This window comes from Thioalkalivibrio sp. XN8 (assembly GCF_011058255.1).
In the GTDB taxonomy this organism is placed as follows: Bacteria; Pseudomonadota; Gammaproteobacteria; order Steroidobacterales; family XN24; genus XN24.
This window is the reverse complement of sequence record NZ_JAALFH010000052.1, coordinates 1-18423: the sequence shown is the minus strand read 5'-3', so window position 1 is coordinate 18423 and position 18423 is coordinate 1. Positions and strand designations below refer to the sequence as shown.

At 68.7% G+C, this 18423-nt stretch carries 19 protein-coding genes; 13 read left to right on the top strand and 6 right to left on the bottom strand.

What is annotated here, in order from left to right; all coding sequences use genetic code 11:
• Positions 1-2: 2 nt before the first annotated feature.
• From G6N75_RS06225 to G6N75_RS06205, 5 genes are read left to right on the top strand one after another with little or no spacing between them, the layout of a single operon-like run.
• The gene (locus tag G6N75_RS06225) at positions 3-665 is read left to right on the top strand and encodes a MotA/TolQ/ExbB proton channel family protein (RefSeq protein ID WP_165347492.1); all 663 of its coding nucleotides are present in this window, start codon (positions 3-5) and stop codon (positions 663-665) included.
• A 1-nt stretch (position 666) separates the two neighbouring features.
• The gene (locus tag G6N75_RS06220) at positions 667-1167 is read left to right on the top strand and encodes a biopolymer transporter ExbD (RefSeq protein ID WP_165347491.1); all 501 of its coding nucleotides are present in this window, start codon (positions 667-669) and stop codon (positions 1165-1167) included.
• Complete coding sequence (locus tag G6N75_RS06215) at positions 1164-1658, top strand: biopolymer transporter ExbD (protein ID WP_206202970.1); 495 nt, start codon at positions 1164-1166, stop codon at positions 1656-1658. Before G6N75_RS06220 ends, G6N75_RS06215 begins: the two co-directional genes overlap by 4 nt.
• Before the next feature lie 10 nt (positions 1659-1668).
• Complete coding sequence (locus G6N75_RS06210) at positions 1669-2613, top strand: AgmX/PglI C-terminal domain-containing protein (RefSeq protein WP_165347490.1); 945 nt, start codon at positions 1669-1671, stop codon at positions 2611-2613.
• 10 nt (positions 2614-2623) lie between these two features.
• On the top strand, positions 2624-3259 hold the full coding sequence (locus tag G6N75_RS06205; protein WP_165347489.1) for a hypothetical protein: 636 nt from the start codon (positions 2624-2626) through the stop codon (positions 3257-3259).
• 22 nt (positions 3260-3281) lie between these two features.
• On the opposite strand, the gene G6N75_RS06200 is transcribed toward G6N75_RS06205, so the two are convergent.
• The 4 genes from G6N75_RS06200 to ppk2 all read right to left on the bottom strand — a co-directional run bounded on the left by G6N75_RS06200 (position 3282) and on the right by ppk2 (position 6330).
• Positions 3282-3653 (bottom strand): nuclear transport factor 2 family protein, encoded by a 372-nt coding sequence (locus G6N75_RS06200; RefSeq protein ID WP_165347488.1) that lies wholly within the window; start codon positions 3651-3653, stop codon positions 3282-3284.
• Between the two features lie 12 nt (positions 3654-3665).
• On the bottom strand, positions 3666-4058 hold the full coding sequence (locus G6N75_RS06195) for a nuclear transport factor 2 family protein (RefSeq protein ID WP_165347487.1): 393 nt from the start codon (positions 4056-4058) through the stop codon (positions 3666-3668).
• Between the two features lie 122 nt (positions 4059-4180).
• A complete protein-coding gene (locus G6N75_RS06190) occupies positions 4181-5413 on the bottom strand; it encodes an outer membrane protein transport protein (RefSeq protein WP_165347486.1) in 1233 nt (410 codons plus the stop codon).
• 38 nt (positions 5414-5451) lie between these two features.
• A complete protein-coding gene (gene ppk2 / locus G6N75_RS06185; RefSeq protein ID WP_165347485.1) occupies positions 5452-6330 on the bottom strand; it encodes a polyphosphate kinase 2 in 879 nt (292 codons plus the stop codon).
• A gap of 112 nt (positions 6331-6442) precedes the next feature.
• Here ppk2 and G6N75_RS06180 point away from each other — a divergent pair, with 112 nt between their 5' ends.
• The 4 genes from G6N75_RS06180 (at position 6443) to G6N75_RS06165 (ending at position 12140) form a co-directional block, all read left to right on the top strand.
• A complete protein-coding gene (locus G6N75_RS06180) occupies positions 6443-7147 on the top strand; it encodes a TMEM175 family protein (protein WP_165347484.1) in 705 nt (234 codons plus the stop codon).
• A gap of 82 nt (positions 7148-7229) precedes the next feature.
• Positions 7230-8495: an iron-containing alcohol dehydrogenase gene (locus tag G6N75_RS06175; RefSeq protein ID WP_206202969.1), complete on the top strand. Its 1266-nt coding sequence runs from the start codon at positions 7230-7232 to the stop codon at positions 8493-8495.
• 31 nt (positions 8496-8526) lie between these two features.
• Positions 8527-10680: a saccharopine dehydrogenase NADP-binding domain-containing protein gene (locus G6N75_RS06170; protein ID WP_206202968.1), complete on the top strand. Its 2154-nt coding sequence runs from the start codon at positions 8527-8529 to the stop codon at positions 10678-10680.
• Positions 10677-12140: a wax ester/triacylglycerol synthase family O-acyltransferase gene (locus tag G6N75_RS06165; protein WP_165347483.1), complete on the top strand. Its 1464-nt coding sequence runs from the start codon at positions 10677-10679 to the stop codon at positions 12138-12140. Before G6N75_RS06170 ends, G6N75_RS06165 begins: the two co-directional genes overlap by 4 nt.
• Positions 12141-12170: 30 nt before the next feature.
• Here the strand turns inward: G6N75_RS06165 and G6N75_RS06160 are convergent, their stop codons facing one another.
• A complete protein-coding gene (locus tag G6N75_RS06160) occupies positions 12171-13901 on the bottom strand; it encodes a TIR domain-containing protein (RefSeq protein WP_165347482.1) in 1731 nt (576 codons plus the stop codon).
• A gap of 157 nt (positions 13902-14058) precedes the next feature.
• On the opposite strand from G6N75_RS06160, the gene G6N75_RS06155 reads away from it, so the two are divergent.
• The gene (locus G6N75_RS06155; RefSeq protein ID WP_165347481.1) at positions 14059-15150 is read left to right on the top strand and encodes a ketoacyl-ACP synthase III; all 1092 of its coding nucleotides are present in this window, start codon (positions 14059-14061) and stop codon (positions 15148-15150) included.
• Positions 15151-15278: 128 nt separating this feature from the next.
• Positions 15279-15878 carry a 1-acyl-sn-glycerol-3-phosphate acyltransferase gene (locus tag G6N75_RS06150; RefSeq protein WP_206202967.1) on the top strand — a complete coding sequence of 200 codons (600 nt, stop codon included), beginning with the start codon at positions 15279-15281 and terminating at the stop codon, positions 15876-15878.
• Here the strand turns inward: G6N75_RS06150 and G6N75_RS06145 are convergent.
• Entirely contained in the window at positions 15875-16171 is a 297-nt protein-coding gene (locus G6N75_RS06145) for a hypothetical protein (protein WP_165347480.1), read from the bottom strand. The genes G6N75_RS06150 and G6N75_RS06145 overlap by 4 nt on opposite strands.
• 73 nt (positions 16172-16244) lie before the next feature.
• On the opposite strand from G6N75_RS06145, the gene G6N75_RS06140 reads away from it, so the two are divergent.
• Both G6N75_RS06140 and G6N75_RS06135 read left to right on the top strand, forming a co-directional pair.
• Complete coding sequence (locus G6N75_RS06140; RefSeq protein WP_165347479.1) at positions 16245-16769, top strand: hypothetical protein; 525 nt, start codon at positions 16245-16247, stop codon at positions 16767-16769.
• 1 nt (position 16770) lies between these two features.
• The gene (locus G6N75_RS06135; RefSeq protein WP_165347478.1) at positions 16771-17955 is read left to right on the top strand and encodes an iron-containing alcohol dehydrogenase; all 1185 of its coding nucleotides are present in this window, start codon (positions 16771-16773) and stop codon (positions 17953-17955) included.
• Positions 17956-18423: the final 468 nt, after the last annotated feature.

Below are 18423 nucleotides of genomic sequence, written 5' to 3'. Positions count from 1 at the left end.
CAATGGAAATCTATACCGCAATCGTCGGTTTCTTTCAGGAGGGCGGGGTCTTCATGTACCCCATCGTCATCGTGCTGGTGGTCGGCGCAGCCATCGCCATCGAGCGCTGGGTCTACCTGTCGGCCGCGGGCGTCAGCAACCGCAAGCTGTGGCAGCAGCTGATGCCGATGGTGCAGTCGGGCAAGTACGCCGAGGCCATGAACCTGGCCGGCCGCTCCAAGGTGGCGATCGGCAACATCCTGGCCTACGGCCTGTCGCGGCTCGGCACTGCCCGGCGCCGGGACGACATCGAGAAGGCGATGGAAGAGAGCCTGCTCGAGACGCTGCCGCGGATCGAGAAGCGCACGCATTACCTGGCGACCTTCGCCAACATCGCGACGCTGCTCGGCCTGCTCGGCACCATCATCGGCCTGATCAGGGCCTTCACGGCCGTCGCCGCGGCGAACCCGGCGGAGAAGGCCGACATGCTGTCGGCGAGTATCTCCGTGGCCATGAACACTACGGCCTTCGGGCTCATGGTGGCCATTCCCCTGCTGCTGGCGCATACCGTGCTGCAGAGCAAGACCACCGAGATCGTCGACAGCCTCGAGATGGCCGCCGTGAAGTTCCTGAACGCGGTCACTGACCCCGCGCAGTCCCGCCAGACCGGGGCGACGGGAGGCTGAGATGAGACTCCTGAAGCGCCGCCGGCGGGTCAACGAGCCGGGCGAGCTCGACATCACCGCCTTCATGAACCTGATGGTGGTGCTGGTGCCGTTCCTGCTGATCACCGCTGTGTTCTCGCGCCTAGCCGTGCACGAGCTGACGCTGCCGGGGCCCTCGGCCGAGACGACCGAAGCCGCCGAGCAGGGCCTGAACCTCGAGGTGGTGGTCCGCGCGGACGCGCTCGAGATCGGCGACCGGCGTACCGGGCTGCTGCAGCGCTTCGCGGCCGATGAAGCGGGCAGCTTCGACTATGCCGCGGTCTCCGACTTCCTGGCGCAGGTGAAGCTGCGGCACCCGGAGACGCGCGACGCCACCATCCTGCTGGAGCCGGAAATCGAGTACCAGCGCCTGGTCGACGTCATGGATACGTTGCGCGTGGCGCGCGTCGAGGAAGGAACAGCCGAACTGTTCCCCGACATCTCGATCGGCGACGCCCCGGCAGCGAAGGGAGGCAAGCGATGAACTCGTCACGACGCGCGCGCCGCATGGAAATGCACCACAAGCGCCGGCGCGGGGCGCCCCTGAGCCTCGTGTCCCTGATGGACATCTTCACCATCCTGGTGTTCTTCCTGCTCGTCAACTCCTCCGACGTGCAGCAGCTCACCACGCCGAAGTCGATCCAGATGCCGGAGTCGATGGCGCAGCAGCCGCCCCGCGAGACCGTGGTGGTCACGGTGGGGCCCGAGTCCATCCTGGTGCAGGGCGAAGTGGTCGCGATGACGGCGGATGTCCTGGCCGCCGACGACGACCTCATCCCCGGCCTGGCCGCCGCGCTCGAACAGCTCAGCGCCCGGCGCCTGCGGGCGGACGAGGGCCTGCCGCCCGAGGTGACGATCCTCGGCGACCGCGAGCTGCCTTACCGCCTGCTGCGCAAGGTGATGGTGACCTGTACCCGCGCCGACTATGGACGCGTCTCGCTCGCCGTGGTGCAGCGGGATGCCGAAACCGCATGAGGAGGCCCGCATGACAACCCTGGCCATACGCGGGTTCGACTTGCCGTGGACCCGGGACCCCCAGGTCGAGCAGCGCTTCCGGCGCATTCTCGGCCGGACTGCCCTGGCCGCGCTGCTGCTCAGCCTGCTCATGCCCTGGCTGCCGCTGCCGGAACCGGACTCGTCCGAACCCCCCGAGGTGCCGGAACGCTACGCCCGGCTGATGATCGAGCGCACGCCGCCTCCCCCGCCGCCGGTGGTAGCGGAGGAGCCCGAGCCCGAACCGGTAGTCGAAGAGGCGGCCGCGCCGGAGCCGGACCCGGTCCAGACCGCGCAGCCGAAACCCGCCGAGCCGCCGCAGCCGAGCGCACGCGAGCGCGCCGCGTCGACCGGCGTCATGGCGTTCGCGGATACCCTGGCCGACCTGCGCACCCATGAGGCGGTCGCTGCCGCCACCACGGCGGATGGCCTGGCGGCCGGCGCCGGCGAGTCGCAGTTCAACGAGCGCAACGTCGTCACCGCCCGCGGCGGCCGTGCCAGCGGCGGCATCAACACCGCCGGCATGTCCCGCAACACCGGCGGCACCGGCCTCGGCGGGCGCGCCGTGACCCAGGTCGCCTCGCCGGTCGGCGGCGGCGGCGGTGGCGGCGGCGGCAGCGCGGCCGGCACCGGCGGCGACGGCCTCAACGCGCGCAGCCGAGAGGAAATCGAGCTGGTCTTCGACAAGAACAAGGCGGCCATCTATGCCCTGTACAACCGCGCCCTGCGGAGCGATCCGACGCTGCGCGGCCGGCTCGTGCTGGAGCTGACCATCGCGCCCAGCGGCGAGGTCACCGACTGCAAGGTGGTCTCCTCGGAGCTGACCGACCCCGAGTTCGAGCGCCGGCTGGTGGCGCGGGTGAAGATGTTCCGCTTCGAGGACAAGGACGTCGCCACCGTGACGACGACCAAGCCGATCGAGTTCTTCCCGGCCTGAGGCGCGACGGATGAACTGGACCCGCGGCGGGAGATCACTGGCCTGCGCCGCGGCGCTGGGCGCCGCCGCGCCCGCACTCGCGGACGGGCCGGCGCGGCTGGCGGCGACGCTGGTCGCGGCCGGGGACGCAGCTGCGCTGGTGGAATTCCCCGGCGGACAGCGCTGGCTGCGCGCCGGCGACGAGGCCGGCGGCTGCCGCCTGCTGCAGGTCGACGGTGCGGCGGCGGACCTCGACTGTGGCGGCCGGCCGCTCCGGCTCGAGCTGGAGGCCGGCGCCGGGAAACCGGTGGCTGCGCCGCCGGACTCCGCCATGGCCAACATCGAGCTGCCCGCCGGCAAGGTGCAGTCGCTGGCGGCGCGGCCGCAGGCGATCGCCCTGGCAGCAGACTTCGCGCCGCTGGTAGAGGACGGGCAGCTGCGGGGCTGGAGGGTGGACAGGCTCGACGAAACCGGCCCCCTGGCGGGCTTCGGCCTGCGCGAGGCGGACGTGATCCAGGCCGTCAACGGCGCACCCGCGGCCGAGCCGGCCGCTTTCGCGGCGGCCCTCCGGGCCCTGCCGTCGACCTATGCCTTCACGCTGGAACTGTTCCGCGACGGGCAGCCCCTCACCCTCACGGTAGCGGCGCCGCCGGCGGCGGGCCCCTGACTGCAGCCTTCAGCCCGCAACCTCAGGGGTGCAGGTAGAACACCTTGCTGAGGATCTGCCACCGCCCGTCGACTTTCACCAGGTTGAAGAAATCGGTGAAGCGGTGGCCGGTCCAGTCGTCCATGTCCACCCGCACCGAGGCCGCGGTCCCCGCGATATCGATGCTGGCGATGCGCGCCTGGAGGCCCGGCGCCGGGCCATTCTCGTCGTGCCAGTCATAGAAGCCCTGGATCGGGCCGCAGAACAGGTCCGGGCCGACGTAGCCGCAGATGTTCGCGTCCGCATGGAAGGCCGGCTGCAGCACTGCGCTCTTGCCGGCGCGGCCGCCCTCGATATAAGCCTGCATGGTGGCGGTGACCTGGTCGAGCTCGTCGACGTAGCTTTGGTCCGACATTTTGGTACTCCTTCAGGGCCGGGTGGCGGCCAGTTGCAGGGCCGTGTCGGTGTACTGGTGAAACGACGCTACCTTGCCGTCGCCGAACCTCCACACGTGGGCGAAGGGCGCCCTGAAATGCTTGCCGGTCGCCTTGCAGGTGCCGCTGTACTCGCCGAGCGCCACCACGGTCGAACCGTCCTGGACGAACTCCTGCGGCACGGCGGCAAACCTGTCCCACTCGGCGCCGAGCTTCATGAAAACGCCAGCCAGTACGGCATCCGGCCCGATCGAGACGCCGCCGTACGGCCCGCCCGCCGCCTCCGTCCAGTGGATGTCCGGCGCGAATACCCCCAATACGGCGGGTATGTCTCCTGCCGCAAACGCCTGGTACACGCCGCGCGCCAGTTCCAGCTCTTTGCTCACTCGTTGTTCCCCCAGGGTCGTGATCAGTTTCGTTGCCCGGGGGGCATATAACACGCGGGCGGGCTTTGTTGTTATGCAGCAAGGCGCGGTCGCGGCACGGGCGGGTAATGACGGCTAGCGGGCTAAAGCGAACCGAAGCTGATCCCAAGCTGCAGCAGCAGCGTATCGCGGGACTTGAACCGGCCTTCCAGTGAACCGAGACCCGGGATGCTGGGCGTGGCGACGGGCGCGTCGCCGAGGCCGAAGTAACTGAGGCCCATCATCACCCGGCGCCTGTCCGTCCACCGCCACTCGGCCGTGAAGCCGAGCGACCAGACCGCGTCGAGACGCAGCGTCATGCCGCGCTGTTCGTCATCGATCATCTGGTTGGTCACCAGCGCGCCCACCCCGAGCATCCAGCGCTCGGCGGCCGGCCAGGTGTAGCTGGTGCTGAGCGCATAGATGTCGTCATAGCGACTGTCGTTGCGGACGAACGACTCGCCGTCGTAATAAAACTCCGAGAGCCGAAAATTGCTGAAATCGATCCACGCCAGGTCGAGCGTCACGGCGGACCGGTTGGCGAACTCGTGGTAGACGCCGGCGAAGATGGACTGCGGAGACGTGCTCTCGATGGTGAGGCGGCGCTCCAGCAACCCCAGGCCTCGCATGGCGGCCTCGGTATTCGGCCCCAGCCCGGACAGCTCGTTGGCTGCGCTCCGCCTTGGATTGATCTCCGAGCTGTAGACCAGCCCCCAGCGGGTCCGCTCGCTGCTCTGGTAGAGCGCTGACAGCCCGAACCCGAGCTCGAGGCTGTCGGCCTCGACCCTGGAGCGCCCGTCGGGGAAGCCCGGATCGAAGATGTTGCGCACCGCCCGCTCCTGCTCGAAGCTGTTATAGGTGATCGCCGCGCTGGCGGCGACCGACCATTGCTCGTTGATGCGGTAGGCGAGGCTCGGGAAGGCGCTGACGAACACCGAGTCGTAGCTCTGGATGAAATAGCGTCCCGGCCACTCCCCGAGGTCGTCGGAAAAGCCCGTACCGAGGAAGGTGAACGACGCGCTGAACCGGTCGTTGATGGGCTGCACCACTGCGATCCGGGGCACGACGGTGTCGCCCGAACTGTTCGTGTTGAACTCGGCGCCGGTGCCGCTGAAGGCGCTTTCCCACCGGGACTCGCTGCTGAAATACAGCAACTCGACGCTGAGCGCGCGCTCGGTGAAGCGGGCGATGCCCGCAGGGTTGGCGCCGGCGGTCTGCGCGCTGTCCGCGGACGCGGCAAGGCCGGTGCCGAGCGGGTATGGACGGGCGATGGCCGGGCCGCTGGCCGTTGCGAGGAGCAACACGCCCATGAGCAGGTGGCGGCGGGACTCGTGCATCACTCTCTCCAGGTGGCAGGTTCGGCGAGCCGACCGGTTCACGCCGGCCGCCACAGCTCGGGGCCGCCACAGATCTTCGCGTCGGTGGCCCCGACCAGCGCCTCGTCCTTGCCGGCGTAATCCAGCGGGCCGAGCACGGCGCGGATGGCGGCCAGCCGCGCCCGGTACTTGTCGTCGGCGCGAATGACGGTCCACGGCGCGGCCGGCGTATGGCTGCGCTCGAAGGTCTCCGCGATTGCAGCCGAATACTCGTCCCAGCGGGCCAGCCCCTGGATGTCGATCGGGCTCAGCTTCCACTGCTTCAGCGGGTCGGCCTCCCGCGCCAGCAACCGGCGCAGCTGCTCGGCCCGACCCACGTTGAGCCACAGCTTGACGAGCACGATGCCTTCGTGGACCAGCGTGCCCTCGAAGCCCGGCAGCTGGGCGAAGAAGCGCTCGCGCTCCGCCGGCTGGCAGAAGCCGAACACCTGCTCGATGACGCCGCGGTTGTACCAGCTGCGGTCGAACAGCGTGATCTCGCCGGCGGCCGGCAGGTGCGGCACGTAGCGCTGGAAATACCACTGGCTCTGCTCGCGGTCCGACGGCTTCGACAACGCTACCACGCGCGCCACCCGCGGGTTCAGGTTCATGGTCATGCGGCGGATGGCGCCGCCCTTGCCGGCGCTGTCGCGACCCTCGAACACGACCACCAGCCGGGTGCCGCTGTCCTGCACCCAGCGCTGGCATTTCGCCAGCTCGATCTGCAGCCGGTCGAGCTCGTCCTCGTAATCGGGCTTCTTCAGCCAGCGATCGTAGGGATAACTGTCATCGAGAATGTCGCGCTTCTTGCCGTCCTCGATGGCGGCGCGAACGTCTGGCGGCGCTTCCTCGGCCAGGTAGCGGCTGACGGCGCCGTCGAAGGGCAGGTCGCTGGACATGGGGGGCACCTCCTTGCTGCGCAGAGTGTGCCACAGCCGACTGGCGCCGCGCGGGGAGCCGGATGAGGCTAGAATCCCCTGTCGCAGGCCCACCGTCACGAGGAGCCGCCCGATGGCCGAAGCCCCTGACCAGCCGTTCCCGCAGCGCGGCCTCGAAGTAACCCGGCTCAGCACCTTCACCGATGCTGCCTTCGCCTTCGCAGCGACGCTGCTCGCGATCTCGATCGACGACATTCCGGGCTCCTACGCCGAATTGATCGAGGCGCTCAAGGACAGTCCGGCCTTCATCGCCAGCCTCGCGCTGCTGCTGCTCTACTGGCGCTCGCACCAGGCCTGGAGCAAGCGCTTCGGGCTCGAAGACACCGGGTCGGTCCTCCTGACCTTCGGTCTCGTGACCGTGGTCATGATCTACGTCTACCCGCTGAAGCTCATGTTCGGCTCGGCGTTCCACTTCATCTCGAACGGCTGGCTGCCCCTGGGCTTCTCGCTCGACACCCTGGACGAGTTTCGGGGCCTGCTGACGATTTACGGCGTCGGCTTCATCGCCCTGAACGTGATCATGGCCGGCCTCTACTGGCGCGCCTGGTCGCAACGCGAGGCCCTGGCGATGAGCGAAGCCGAGCGCTTCTATTGCGCCTCCGAGTCGGTCGCCTGGCTCCTGGTCGGCAGTTTCGGCGCCATTTCAATCGTGCTGGCCTGGGCCCTGCCCGACGGCAGGCTCGGGCTCGCCGCCTGGATCTACATGATGCCGGTCGTGGTCGGCCCGGCGATCGGTATCACGCAGGCGCGCATTATCGAGGCGCGTTTCGGGCGCTAGCGTCGCCCCGCGCCGGCCGTGGTTTCGCCTTATACTTCTGGGTTCGCGCCGGCCACTTTGGCCGCAGCGCCGGAGGTTTCCCGTGATTCTCGACCTGATTCCTGATACCCCTCGCACCACCGGTTTGTCGGCCCTGATGAAGGGCGCCGGCATGGTCACCCGCTTCCTGCCGGTGCCGCGCCCCACGCTTCTGGTCGGCCCCGGCTCGAGCGGCCGGCTGGGCCAGGCGGTGGCCGGCTTCGGGCATGAGAAGCTGATGATCGTCACCGACGCGATGATCGTTAAGCTCGGCCTGCTCAAGACGCTGACCGACGCGCTGGAGGCCGGCGGCGCCGGCTACGCGGTGTTCGACGAGATCACGCCCGACGCGCCCATCCCGCTGGTCGAGCGCGGCATCGACTTCTACCGCACCCACGGCTGCGACGCCATCGTCGCGGTCGGCGGCGGCTCGTCGATGGACGCCGCCAAGGCCATCGCCGTGTCCATTGCCAATCCCGGCAAGCCGCTGCGCAAGCTGGCCGGTTACTTCAAGGGGCTGCGCAACCCGGTCCCGGTCTATGCCGTGCCGACGACCGCCGGCACCGGCTCGGAGGTGACGGTGGCCGCCGTAGTGGCCGACCCCGAGCACGAAACCAAGCTGGTCATCGTCGACACCCGGATCGTCCCGAAGATGGCCGCGCTGGACCCGGAACTGATGACCGGCCTGCCGCCGCACATCACCGCCGCGACCGGCATGGACGCCCTCACCCACGCCGTCGAGTCGTTCGTCGGCAACTGGGCCACCGGGTACACCGACGGCCTCGGCCTGTCGGCGGTCGGGCTGATCTTCGAGAACCTGCGCACCGCGTACGGCAATGGCGGCGATCTCGAGGCGCGGGAGAAGATGGCGCTGGCCGCCACTTACGCCGGCATGGCCTTCACCCGCGCCAACGTGGGCTACGTGCACGCCATCGCGCACCAGTTCGGCGGCAAGTACCACACCCCGCATGGCCTGGCGAACGCCATCATGCTGCCGCACGTGCTCGAGTTCTCCCGGCCCGCGATCACCGGGCGGCTGGCCAGGCTGGCCGTGCGCGCCGGCCTGGGCGCGGAGCACGAGCCGGAGGGAACCCTCGCGGGCAAGTTCATTACCGGGGTCATCGAGCTCAACCGCGACCTGGGCATCCCGGCGCACCTGGACGCGCTGCGCGCCGCGGATATCCCGGCACTGGCGCGCGCCGCGCGCCGCGAGGCGGAGACCGGCTACCCCGTCCCGCGCTACATGACCCAGGCCCAATGCGAAGACATCATCCGCCGCGTTCTGCCGCCGGCCGCGCCCTCGGCCCGGCGCCGCAAAGCTGCTGCCTAGGACGCTGCACCGTACCCCGGAGAGCGAAACAATGAGAATGAAAAAAGTCGTCACCGTCACGCTGGGTTCCTCCCAGCGGGATTTCACTTTCGAGACCGACTTCCTCGGCCACCGCTTCCAGGTCACGCGCCTCGGCGCGGACGACGACGTGAACAGGGCCTGGGAACTGATGCGCCGCGCCCAGTCCAAGGCCGACGCCATCGGCCTGGGCGAAGTCGCCGATCACTACCACGTCGGCCAGGACACGGTCACCAACCGCGAGACCCGGCGGCTCACCAAGGTCGTGACGCGAGTGCCCGTGACGACCGGCGCCAAGCTGCGCCGCCTGCTCCAGGTGCACGCGGTCCGCTGGGTCCAGAACCACATCGGCAGCTATTTCAACAACAATATCGTGCTGTTCCTTTCGGGCATGCGGAACTACGACATGGCCCTCGCCATGTCGGATTACACCCCGAACCTGCGCTTCGCCGACGTGTTGGCGCAGACCGGCGCCCCGACCATGCTCACCTCACTGCGGCAGCTCGAGCTCTACGCGCGGGGCAGCGACCTGGTGCTGTCGGGGCGCCCCGGCGAGATGCTGGAGAGCGCGCTGACCGGCTTCAAGAGCCGGCTGATGGCGCGCGAGGTGGCCCGGGCCCACGTCATCGTCGGCACTTTCGCCGAGCTGAAAGCCGTCGGCAGCGCGAAGAACCTCGCGGGCAAGACCGTCATCACCTCGGCCGTGGACGAAGAGGCGGAAGAATTTTTCAGGGCCTGCAAGGCCAACCTGGTCATCGACGTCTCGCCGCAGCTGTTCGACAAGGTCGTGGGCATCAACGTGCTCGAGGCCATGATCCTGGCCTCGCTGCGCAAGCCGCAGGAGGCGATCTCGGACGAGGACTTCCACGAGATCATCGAGGAGCTGGACATCCAGCCGCGGCTGCTCCACCCGACCGGCAAGTTCCGCGACATCCGGCGCTTCGCTTTCGTCATCCATCCGCTCAGCCAGGAGTACATCCGCAAGGGCTTCCCGGTGCCGAAGGGCACGCCGAAGTTCGTCATGAACCAGGTGGAATCGCTCGCCGCCCACCTGCCGCCGATGATCTACTGCAAGATGGAGAACATCGTCTCGCCGACCGGCGCCGAGGCGGAGGGCTGGCTGATCACCGTGGGCGGGACGCCGAAGGAGATGCTGGCGCGCAGCCCCGAGTTCACCTACCGCCGGCTGCTGGCGGCCGCGAAGATGGCGGAAAAGCTCGGCGCCCAGATCATGGGGCTCGGCGCGTTCACCAAGGTCGTCGGCGACGCCGGCGTAACGGTCGCGCGCCGGGCCCGCATCCCCATCACAACCGGCAACAGCTATTCGGCGTCGGGCGCCCTGTGGGCCGCGCATGACGCCATGAAGCGCATGGGCCTGGTGCAGCTGCACCCGGTGGACAAGCACGTCATGGCCAAGACCATGGTGATCGGCGCCACCGGCTCCATCGGCTCGGTCAGCGCTCGGCTGCTGGCGATGGCTTTCGAGGAAGTCGTGATTGCCGGGCGCGACATGAAGAAGCTCGAGCGGCTCAAGGCCTCGATCCTCAAGGACACGCCGAACGCCAACGTGGTCTGCTCGACGAACTACGACGAGCTGCTCGGCGAAATGGACATGATCGTCACCTCGACCTCGGGCGCCGGCAAGAAGATCCTCGACATCACCAAGGTGAAGCCCGGCTGCGTCATCACCGACGTCGCCCGGCCGCTGGACCTGCCGCCGGAAGAGGTCGCCAAGCGGCCCGACGTGCTGGTCATCGAGTCCGGCGAGATCGAGCTGCCCACGCCGGTGAAGGGTCTGAAGAACATCGGCCTGCCGCCGAACGTCATCTACGCCTGCCTGGCCGAGACCATCGTGCTGGCGCTGGAGGGACGCTTCGAGGTCTTCACCATCGGGCGCGACACCGAGTGGGAGAAGGTCAAGGAGATCTACCAGCTCGGCCTCAGGCACGGCATGAAGCTGGCGGCGATCTCCGGCGCCAACGGCGTGTACACCGACGAGGACATCGCCCGCGTGGTGGAGCTGGCGAAGGCTGCGCGCAAGACCTGGCCGACCGGCGGCGGCGCCGCCCCGGCGAAGAAGAAGGCCGCGGCGCGCAAGAAGAAGGCGCCGGCCCGGAAGGCCGCGGCGCGCAAGAAGACGGCGCCCCGCAAGAAAGCCTCTGGATGAGCGCCGTCCGGCTCAACCCGCTCGATACCGCGTGGCTCTTCACCGAGTCGCGGGCCACGCCCAACCACGTCGGCGGCCTGCTGCAGTTCCGCCTCCCCGAGGACGCGCCGAAGGACTACCTGCGCCAGCTCATGGCGGAATTCCGCAGTCACCGCAATTTCATCGCGCCCTGGAACCGGCGGCTCAAGTACCCCTTCACCCGGAACCCCCTGCCGGCCTGGGTCGAGGACGAGGACATCGACCTCGAGTACCACGTGCGCCATGCCGCGCTGCCCTGGCCGGGCGGCGAACGTGAGCTGGGCGAGCTCATCGGACTGCTGCAGAGCACGCCGATCGACCTCAGCCGGCCGCCCTGGGAATGCACCATCATCGAGGGCCTGGCCGGCAAGCGCTTCGCGCTGTTCATCAAGATCCACCACTCGCTGATCGACGGCGTCAGCGGCATGATGCTGCTGCAGCGGGCGATGTCCTTCGACCGCGAGGAGAGCCTCAAGCTGGCGCCCTTCTGGGCGCAGCGCGGGCGGCCCAAGAGCCAGCCCCCAAAGGCCGGGCCGGCCCCCACCGTGGCCAACGTCATGGCCTCGGCGATCGGTGGCCTCAGGGCGCAGGTCCGCACCATTCCGCAGCTGATCGGCGCCTTCACCCAGTTCCTCAAGCGGGTCGGCGACGACGGCACCGGGCTGGTGATTCCCTTCGACACCCCGTCGTCGCTCCTCAACGGTCGGGTGCGGGAAAAGCGCCGCTTCGCCACCCAGCAGTTCCCGCTCGCCCGCCTGCGCGCGCTGGCCGAAGCCGGCGAGTGCACCATCAACGACATCGTGCTGACGGTCTGCGGCGGCGCGCTCCGGCGCTACCTGCTGGAGCGCGACAGCCTGCCCGACAAGCCGCTGACGGCGGGCATCCCGGTCTCGGTCCGGCCCAAGGACGACGAAGACGCCGGCAACGCCATCAGCTTCATCCTCGCCACGCTCGGCACCGACCTCGTCGACCCGCGCCTGCGGCTGCGCTCCGTCCGGTCTTCCGTGCAGCACGGCAAGGAACACCTGCGGCAGCTGCCGCGCCGCGCCATGCACCAGTACACCATGCTGCTGATGGCGCCGACCATCCTCACGCTGCTGACGGGCATCGGCGGGCGCACTCGACCGATGTTCAACGTCACCATCTCCAACGTCCCGGGCCCGGACCGGCCGCTGTATTTCCGCGGCGCAGAGCTGGTCGCGATCTACCCGGTGTCGATCGTGACCCAGGGCCAGGCGCTGAACATCACCTGCGAGAGCTACGCCGGCATGATGAATTTCGGCTTCACCGCCTGCCACACCACCGTGCCGAGCATGCAGAAGATCGCCGTCTACACGGCCGACGCCCTCGAGGAGCTGGAACAGGCGTTCCTCAGGCGCAAGCCGCGCCAGGCCCGGGCGCGCAGCCCGAGGAAGAAAAAGCCGGCACCACGACGGGCTTGAGCACGGCGAGCACCGCCGGTCCACGCAGTATCAGGCGTCGGATCGTTGCGCCAGGCGCTCCTTCGCCGCACCGATCATCCGGTCGAAGCGCGGATCGCTGCGGATGGGATCGAGGTCGGAATCCGCTTCGATCCAGCTGAGCATGCCTTGGGAAGCCCGTTGGGCAACGCCCTCGAGGATCGCCAATGCCGTATCACTCTCGCCAAGTGTGGACATGGCGCAGGCAAGGTTATAGTGAAGGTTCGAGTTGTCGGGATCGATCAACCGCGCCCGAGTCACCCACTCGACCGCACGCTCCCGCTGTCCGAGGACCGCAAGCGCATAAACACCGAGCCCGATTGCCCGACTGTGTCCTGGCTCGACTGCCACGAGTTTCTCGATGCGGGTCATGGCCTTCGACGCGGCGCCCCTGGCGCGGGCCTTGTCGCCCTTGGCCATGAAGGACTGAACCACGAATATTGCTGCGGTGAAATCTGAGTCCATCAGGTCGGTCGCGATCTCGAAATACCGGATAGCCTCGTCGTAACGACGCATCCCCATGCAGCAAAGTCCAGCCATTCTGTTGGCGACATATGAGCTGCGATCGAGCTCAATGGCTTTGCAGGCCGCCTCGAAACCATCGATGAAATTCCCGGCGCTGCGGTGCGCGGCAGCGACCGCGGCATGCGCGTCGGCCAGGTTCGGCCCGAGCGCCAGCGCCCGCCGGGCCGGGTGCTGGACGTCGTCGATCGGCAGGTCCTTGTGGGTGAACAGGTTCCATTGCGCCAGCGCCATCGTCGCCCATGCCTGCGCATAGTTCGGATCCAGCTCCACGACGTGCTTGCAGATCCGGATCACGATCTCGTTGTTGCGCTCGTTGTCCAGCAGCCAGAACTGGCGCGCCATCAGGTACAGCTTGTAGGCCTCGGCATTGCTGGTGGAGCGCTGCTCCAGGGCGTCCTGTTCCTCCGGCAGCAGCGTCAGCTTGAGCGCCGCCACGATCGCCTTGGAGATCTCGTCCTGCAGGGCAAAGATGTCCTTGAGGTCGCGGTCGTAACGCTCACCCCAGACCTGCGCGTCGTTGGCGGCATCGATCAGCTGGGCCGTGATGCGCACGCGCTCGCCCGCTTTCCTGACGCTGCCGACCAGCACGTGAGAGGCCTTGGTCTGCAGCCCGATCTCGCCTACCCCGCCGGTTGCGCCCTTGAACGAGAACGCCAGGTTGCGGGAGACGATGGACAGTGCGGACACCTTGCCGAGATCGGTGATGATGTCCTCGGTAATGCCGTCGGAGAAATATTCCTGTTCGGGATCACCACTCATGTTGGCGAAGGGCAATACGCACACGGCGACCTGGGGCTCCGGCTCCCGCGACGGCGCCGGCTGCTCCGGCGTCCCGAGCCGCGTCGCGAGCGCCTTGCACAGGCTCCTGAACGATGCGCTCTGCGGATCCTCGCGCCAGTCGTCCAGGTCCGTGGTGTGCACGGCCCGGAAATCAATGGGCAGCCGCGCGGCCTCGAAGCGCACGGGGAAGAGCACGCCCCGGTCAGCCGCGTCGCGTGCTTCTCCGCGCACCCAGCGCGAGTCCACCGACCTGGGCGTCCAGACGACGATCAGCGCCCCGGCCTGGTCCAGTTCGCGCGCAATCAGCGCATCGAATTCTTCGCCCGGCGAGATCTCCGGGTCCCACCAGACGGTCCAGCCCTCGGCCTGGAGGGCCGCCACCAGCGGTGCCACCCGGGGGCGGTCCTGGCGAGAATAGGAAACGAAAATGTCAGCCACAATGTAGTCCCCTCGGGGCCGGGCCTGCTCGTCATGCCGCCGCCGCCAACACCCGGCAAATTCCAGCCATGGAGCATAAACGAAATCCCCCGGGACAGCAGCGGGCCGGCAACCGTTCTGCGCTAGAATGCTTCCATTTGCTGCGGGGACTCATGGCGTGAGAAACGCGACCATCACCGGCTGGGGCAAGTGCATGCCGCCGGCCACGCTCACGAACGACGACATCGCCACCTTTCTCGACACGGACGACGAGTGGATCACCAGCCGCACGGGCATCCGCGAGCGCCGCATCTCCCACCTGTCGCTGGAAGAGATGGGCGCCCTGGCAGCGCATCGCGCCCTGGCCTGTGCCGACCTCGCGCCTGACGCGCTCGACCTGATCGTCTTCGGCACCTGCAGCTTCGACCAGCAGGTGCCCAACTCCGCCTCCGGGGTGCAGAAACGCATCGGCGCGGTCAATGCCGGCGCGATGGACGTCAACACCGCCTGCACCAGCTATCTCTATGGCCTGACCAGTGCCGCCGCCATGATCTCCCAGGGCGTGGTGAACAACGCGCTGGTGATCGGCGGCGAGCTGATCTCGCCGCTGATGGACTGGACCGACCGCGGCGTGGCGGTGTTGTTCGGCGACGGCTGCGCCGCCACCGTGCTGCAGGCGACGGACCGGAACGAGGGCCTGCGCGCCAGCAAGCTCGGCTGCTACGGCGAGGTGCGGGAGATCCTGCTGGTGCACGGCATGGGCCAGCGCTACGCCAACCGCGGCTGGTACAACGGCGACACGCAGTGGGTGTTCGAAGGCCAGGAGATCTTCAAGCGCGCCGTGGTCGGCATGAGCCAGGCCTGCCAGGACGTGCTAGAGCAATGCGGCATGGGTCCCGACGACGTGGATCTCGTCGTGCCCCACCAGGCCAACCTGCGCATCATCGAGGCTGTGATCAAGCGCTCCGGACTGTCGATGGATCGCTGTTTCGTCAACGTGCAGCGCTACGGCAACATGTCGGCGGCGACGGTGCCGGTGGCGCTGGTGGAAGCGCTGGAGGAAGGCCGCATCAAGCCGGGCGCCAATATCCTGCTGACCGGCTTCGGCGGCGGCCTGACCTGGTCGGCCCAGCTGCTGCGCTGGGGCGAACGCGTCACGCCGCTGCACGAAACGCATATCGAGATGCCGCCCTGCGAGCAGACCGCGCTCCAGATGGTCGAGGGTTACCTGGCCGCCAAGCGCGGCAGCGGGGAGAGCGCGCCGGAGTGAGGCCCGGCCGAGCCAGAGTGGCATGGCTGCTCTCCTCCACGTGTCGCTGCCGCGCCTCTCCCTTGTAGCTTGTTGGCTGCAACCTTCAGCCCCTTAACCGTAGTCGAGCCCCCGGAGCCTTCCCACTCATGAAAATGCACCGCGCGACCCAGCCTTCGCGGCCCTCCTGGTGGCGGCGCTTCTGCCTGTGGCTGCTGCGTGCCATGGGCTGGACGCCGGTGATCGCGCCGTTGCCCGGCCCCCGGGGCGTCATCATCGTGTACCCCCATACCTCCAACTGGGACTTCGTGATCGCCGTCCTGTACCGCTTCGGCACCGGCCTGGCGACCAACTGGATGGGCAAGGACTCGCTGTTCCGCTGGCCCTTCGGCGGGTTGCTGCAGCGCATGGGCGGGGTGCCGGTGAACCGGCGCGCGGCCAGCGGCTTCATCGGCGCCGCGGTCGAGCAGTTCGGCGCCCAGGACTGGCTCTGGCTGGCGCTGGCGCCGGAAGGCACGCGCAAGCACACCGACCACCTGAAGTCCGGCTTCTACCAGATTGCGGTACGCGCGGGCGTGCCGGTGGGCTTCGGCTTCATCGACTACCCCTCGAAGACAGTCGGGCTGGAGAAGTTCGTCCGCTTCAGCGGCGACGCGGAGCAGGATATCGCCCTGATCCGCGAGTTCTACGGCGACAAGCGGGGCAAGCGCCCGCCCGCGGCCGGCGAGTTGCGCTTCCGCGAACGCTAGCCGAAGAGGTCGTCCAGCGCCTGTCGCGCGGCGGCGGCCGCGTCGTCCTGCTGCCCCGCCAGGCCGTGGCGCGGCCGGAACCAGCCGCAGAAGTTCGCCCGCGCCTTGTCCGCGACCGGCTCGGCCACGGGCTCGCGACAGGCGTTGGCGCGGCTGGTGTCGTAGAACTCGCACATACGGCAGACGTGCAGCTCGGCCCGGCACTGGCGGCACTCCGCCGTGCGCGACAGCGGCAGCGGCTCAGCGACGACCGCGGCGCCGCAACGCCAGCAATTCAGCGTATCCGTGGGCATGGCTCACCTCCCCAGACAGGATTCTAGCGCTACACTACGATGCAGTGCCGCGGCCCCGCTGGAGCAGGATTTTATGAGCAGCTTCCGCCATCGCCTCAAGCGCCTCTACGTCGCCCTGATGATGCGGATCGTCGGCTGGGGGCTGCGGGCCATGAGCCGGGTCGACCCGGTGGTCCGGGCCGAGGCAGCAGGCTTCCCGGACGGCATGGTGATCGCCATGACCACCCTGCCCGACGGGCCCGGCATGGTGCTCGAGAAGACCGCCGAGGGCCGGCTGCGCTATCTCGGCGGCCGCCTGCCGGCGGAGCTCGGGCTCGCCATCCGCTTCAAGCACCTGGACTATGCCTTCCGCGTGTTCGCCTTCATCGAGAGCACGCCGACCGCCTTCGCCCGCGCGCGCATGGTGGTGGACGGCGACGTGTCCGCCGGCATCCGCCTGGTGCGCTGCATGTACCGGCTGGAGGCCCTGCTGATGCCGCGCTTCATCGCCGCGCGCGGCGTCAAGCGCTACCCGGAAGACCTGGGCCTGGGCGAGAAGCTGGGCCTGAACGTGAAAATCTACGGCCGCATCGCGCTCGATCTCGTGACGAGGAGCTGACGTGAACGACACCTACTACGAATTCGCCTGCCCCGTGAAGCTGATCGTCGGCGCGCGCGCGCTGGAGAACATTCCCTTCGAGCTCGGCGCGCTGGGCGCCAGCCGCCCGCTGGTGGTGACCGACCGCGGGGTCGCGGGCGCCGGGCTGGTAGACAAGCTGCGCGAGATCCTCGCCGCCGGCGGCCTGGAGATCGCCGCGGTCTACGACGAGGTGCCCCCGGACTCCTCCATGAAGGCCGTGAAGGCCATCGCGCGCAACTACGCTGAGCTCGGCTGCGACGCCCTGATCGCCCTCGGCGGCGGCTCGCCCATCGACACGGCGAAGGCCGCCAACATCCTCGCCTCCTACCAGACCGACGACCCGGCCAAATACTCCGGCGTCGGCAACCTGCCGCGCCGCCTGAAGCCGCTGCTGGTAATCCCGACCACGGCCGGCACCGGCTCCGAGGTCACTTACGTCTCCATCGTCAGGGACGAGGAACGCGGCGTGAAAATGCCCTTCGCCTCGCCCTTCCTGATGCCCGACGCCGCCGTGCTCGACCCGCGCATGACCCTCAGCCTGCCGGCCCAGATCACCGCGGCGACCGCCATGGACGCCATGACCCACGCCTGCGAGTCCTTCATCTGCCTGGCCAAGAACCCCATGAGCGACGCCTATGCCGCGGCGGCGATCCGCTCGGTCTCGGCCAACCTGCTGCACGTGCTCGACCATCCCGCCGACGAGCAGGGCCGGCTCGCCCTGGCGCAGGCCGCAGCCATGGCGGGCATCGCCTTCTCCAACTCCATGGTCGGTCTGGTGCACGCCCTCGGGCACTCCGTCGGCGCGCTCTGCCACGTCCACCACGGCACCTGCATGAGCATCCTGTTGCCGGCCGTGCTCGAGTACAACCTCGAGGCGCGACGCGACGCTATCGGTGAGCTGCTGCTGCCGCTGGCCGGCGCCGACAGCTACGCCGCCACGCCGCCCGAGCAGCGGGCCGACCAGGCGATCGCCTGCCTGAAGCGCCTGAAAGACGACATCCACGCCCGCTGCGGGCTGCCGCGGACGCTGTCGGAGACCGGCAAGGTCCAGGAATCCCAGCTCGAGCAGATCGCGGCCATGTCGCTGGACGACGGCTCAATCATCTTCAACCCGGTCGAGGTCGACCGCGAGGAGGCGCTCGGCGTCCTCAGGCGGGCCTGGTAGCGCCACCCCCGAGGCCGGGCTCTGCAAGACCTGACCGCGGGGCCGCGCCATTCCCTCGAAGACCTGACCGCGGGGCCGCGCCATTCCCTCGAAGACCTGACCGCGGGGTCGGGTCCTGTAGGGTCCCCTTCGCTTGGAAATCTAATGCCGCTCAGCGGACCCTACAGGACCCGACCCCGCTGCATGGTTTCAGGCGGACGGCGCGGACAGCGCAGCGCGACTCGGCGGCAGTCCCCGGCACGTGCCAGCTCGGCTCGGTGGCCGACCACGGCTGCCTGGCCCGCGCAGCGCCAGCGCTGCTCGACGTCATGTGAGCCTGGCCCGCTGCCGCCGTGGCCGTGAACCCGGTCCGTGCCGTCCCTGAGGGGGCAGCGGGGTCGTGCCATGCCCCTAAGACCTGACCGCGGGGCCGGCCCCTGTAGGGTCCCCTTCGCTTGGAAATCTAATGCCGCTCAGCGGACCCTACAG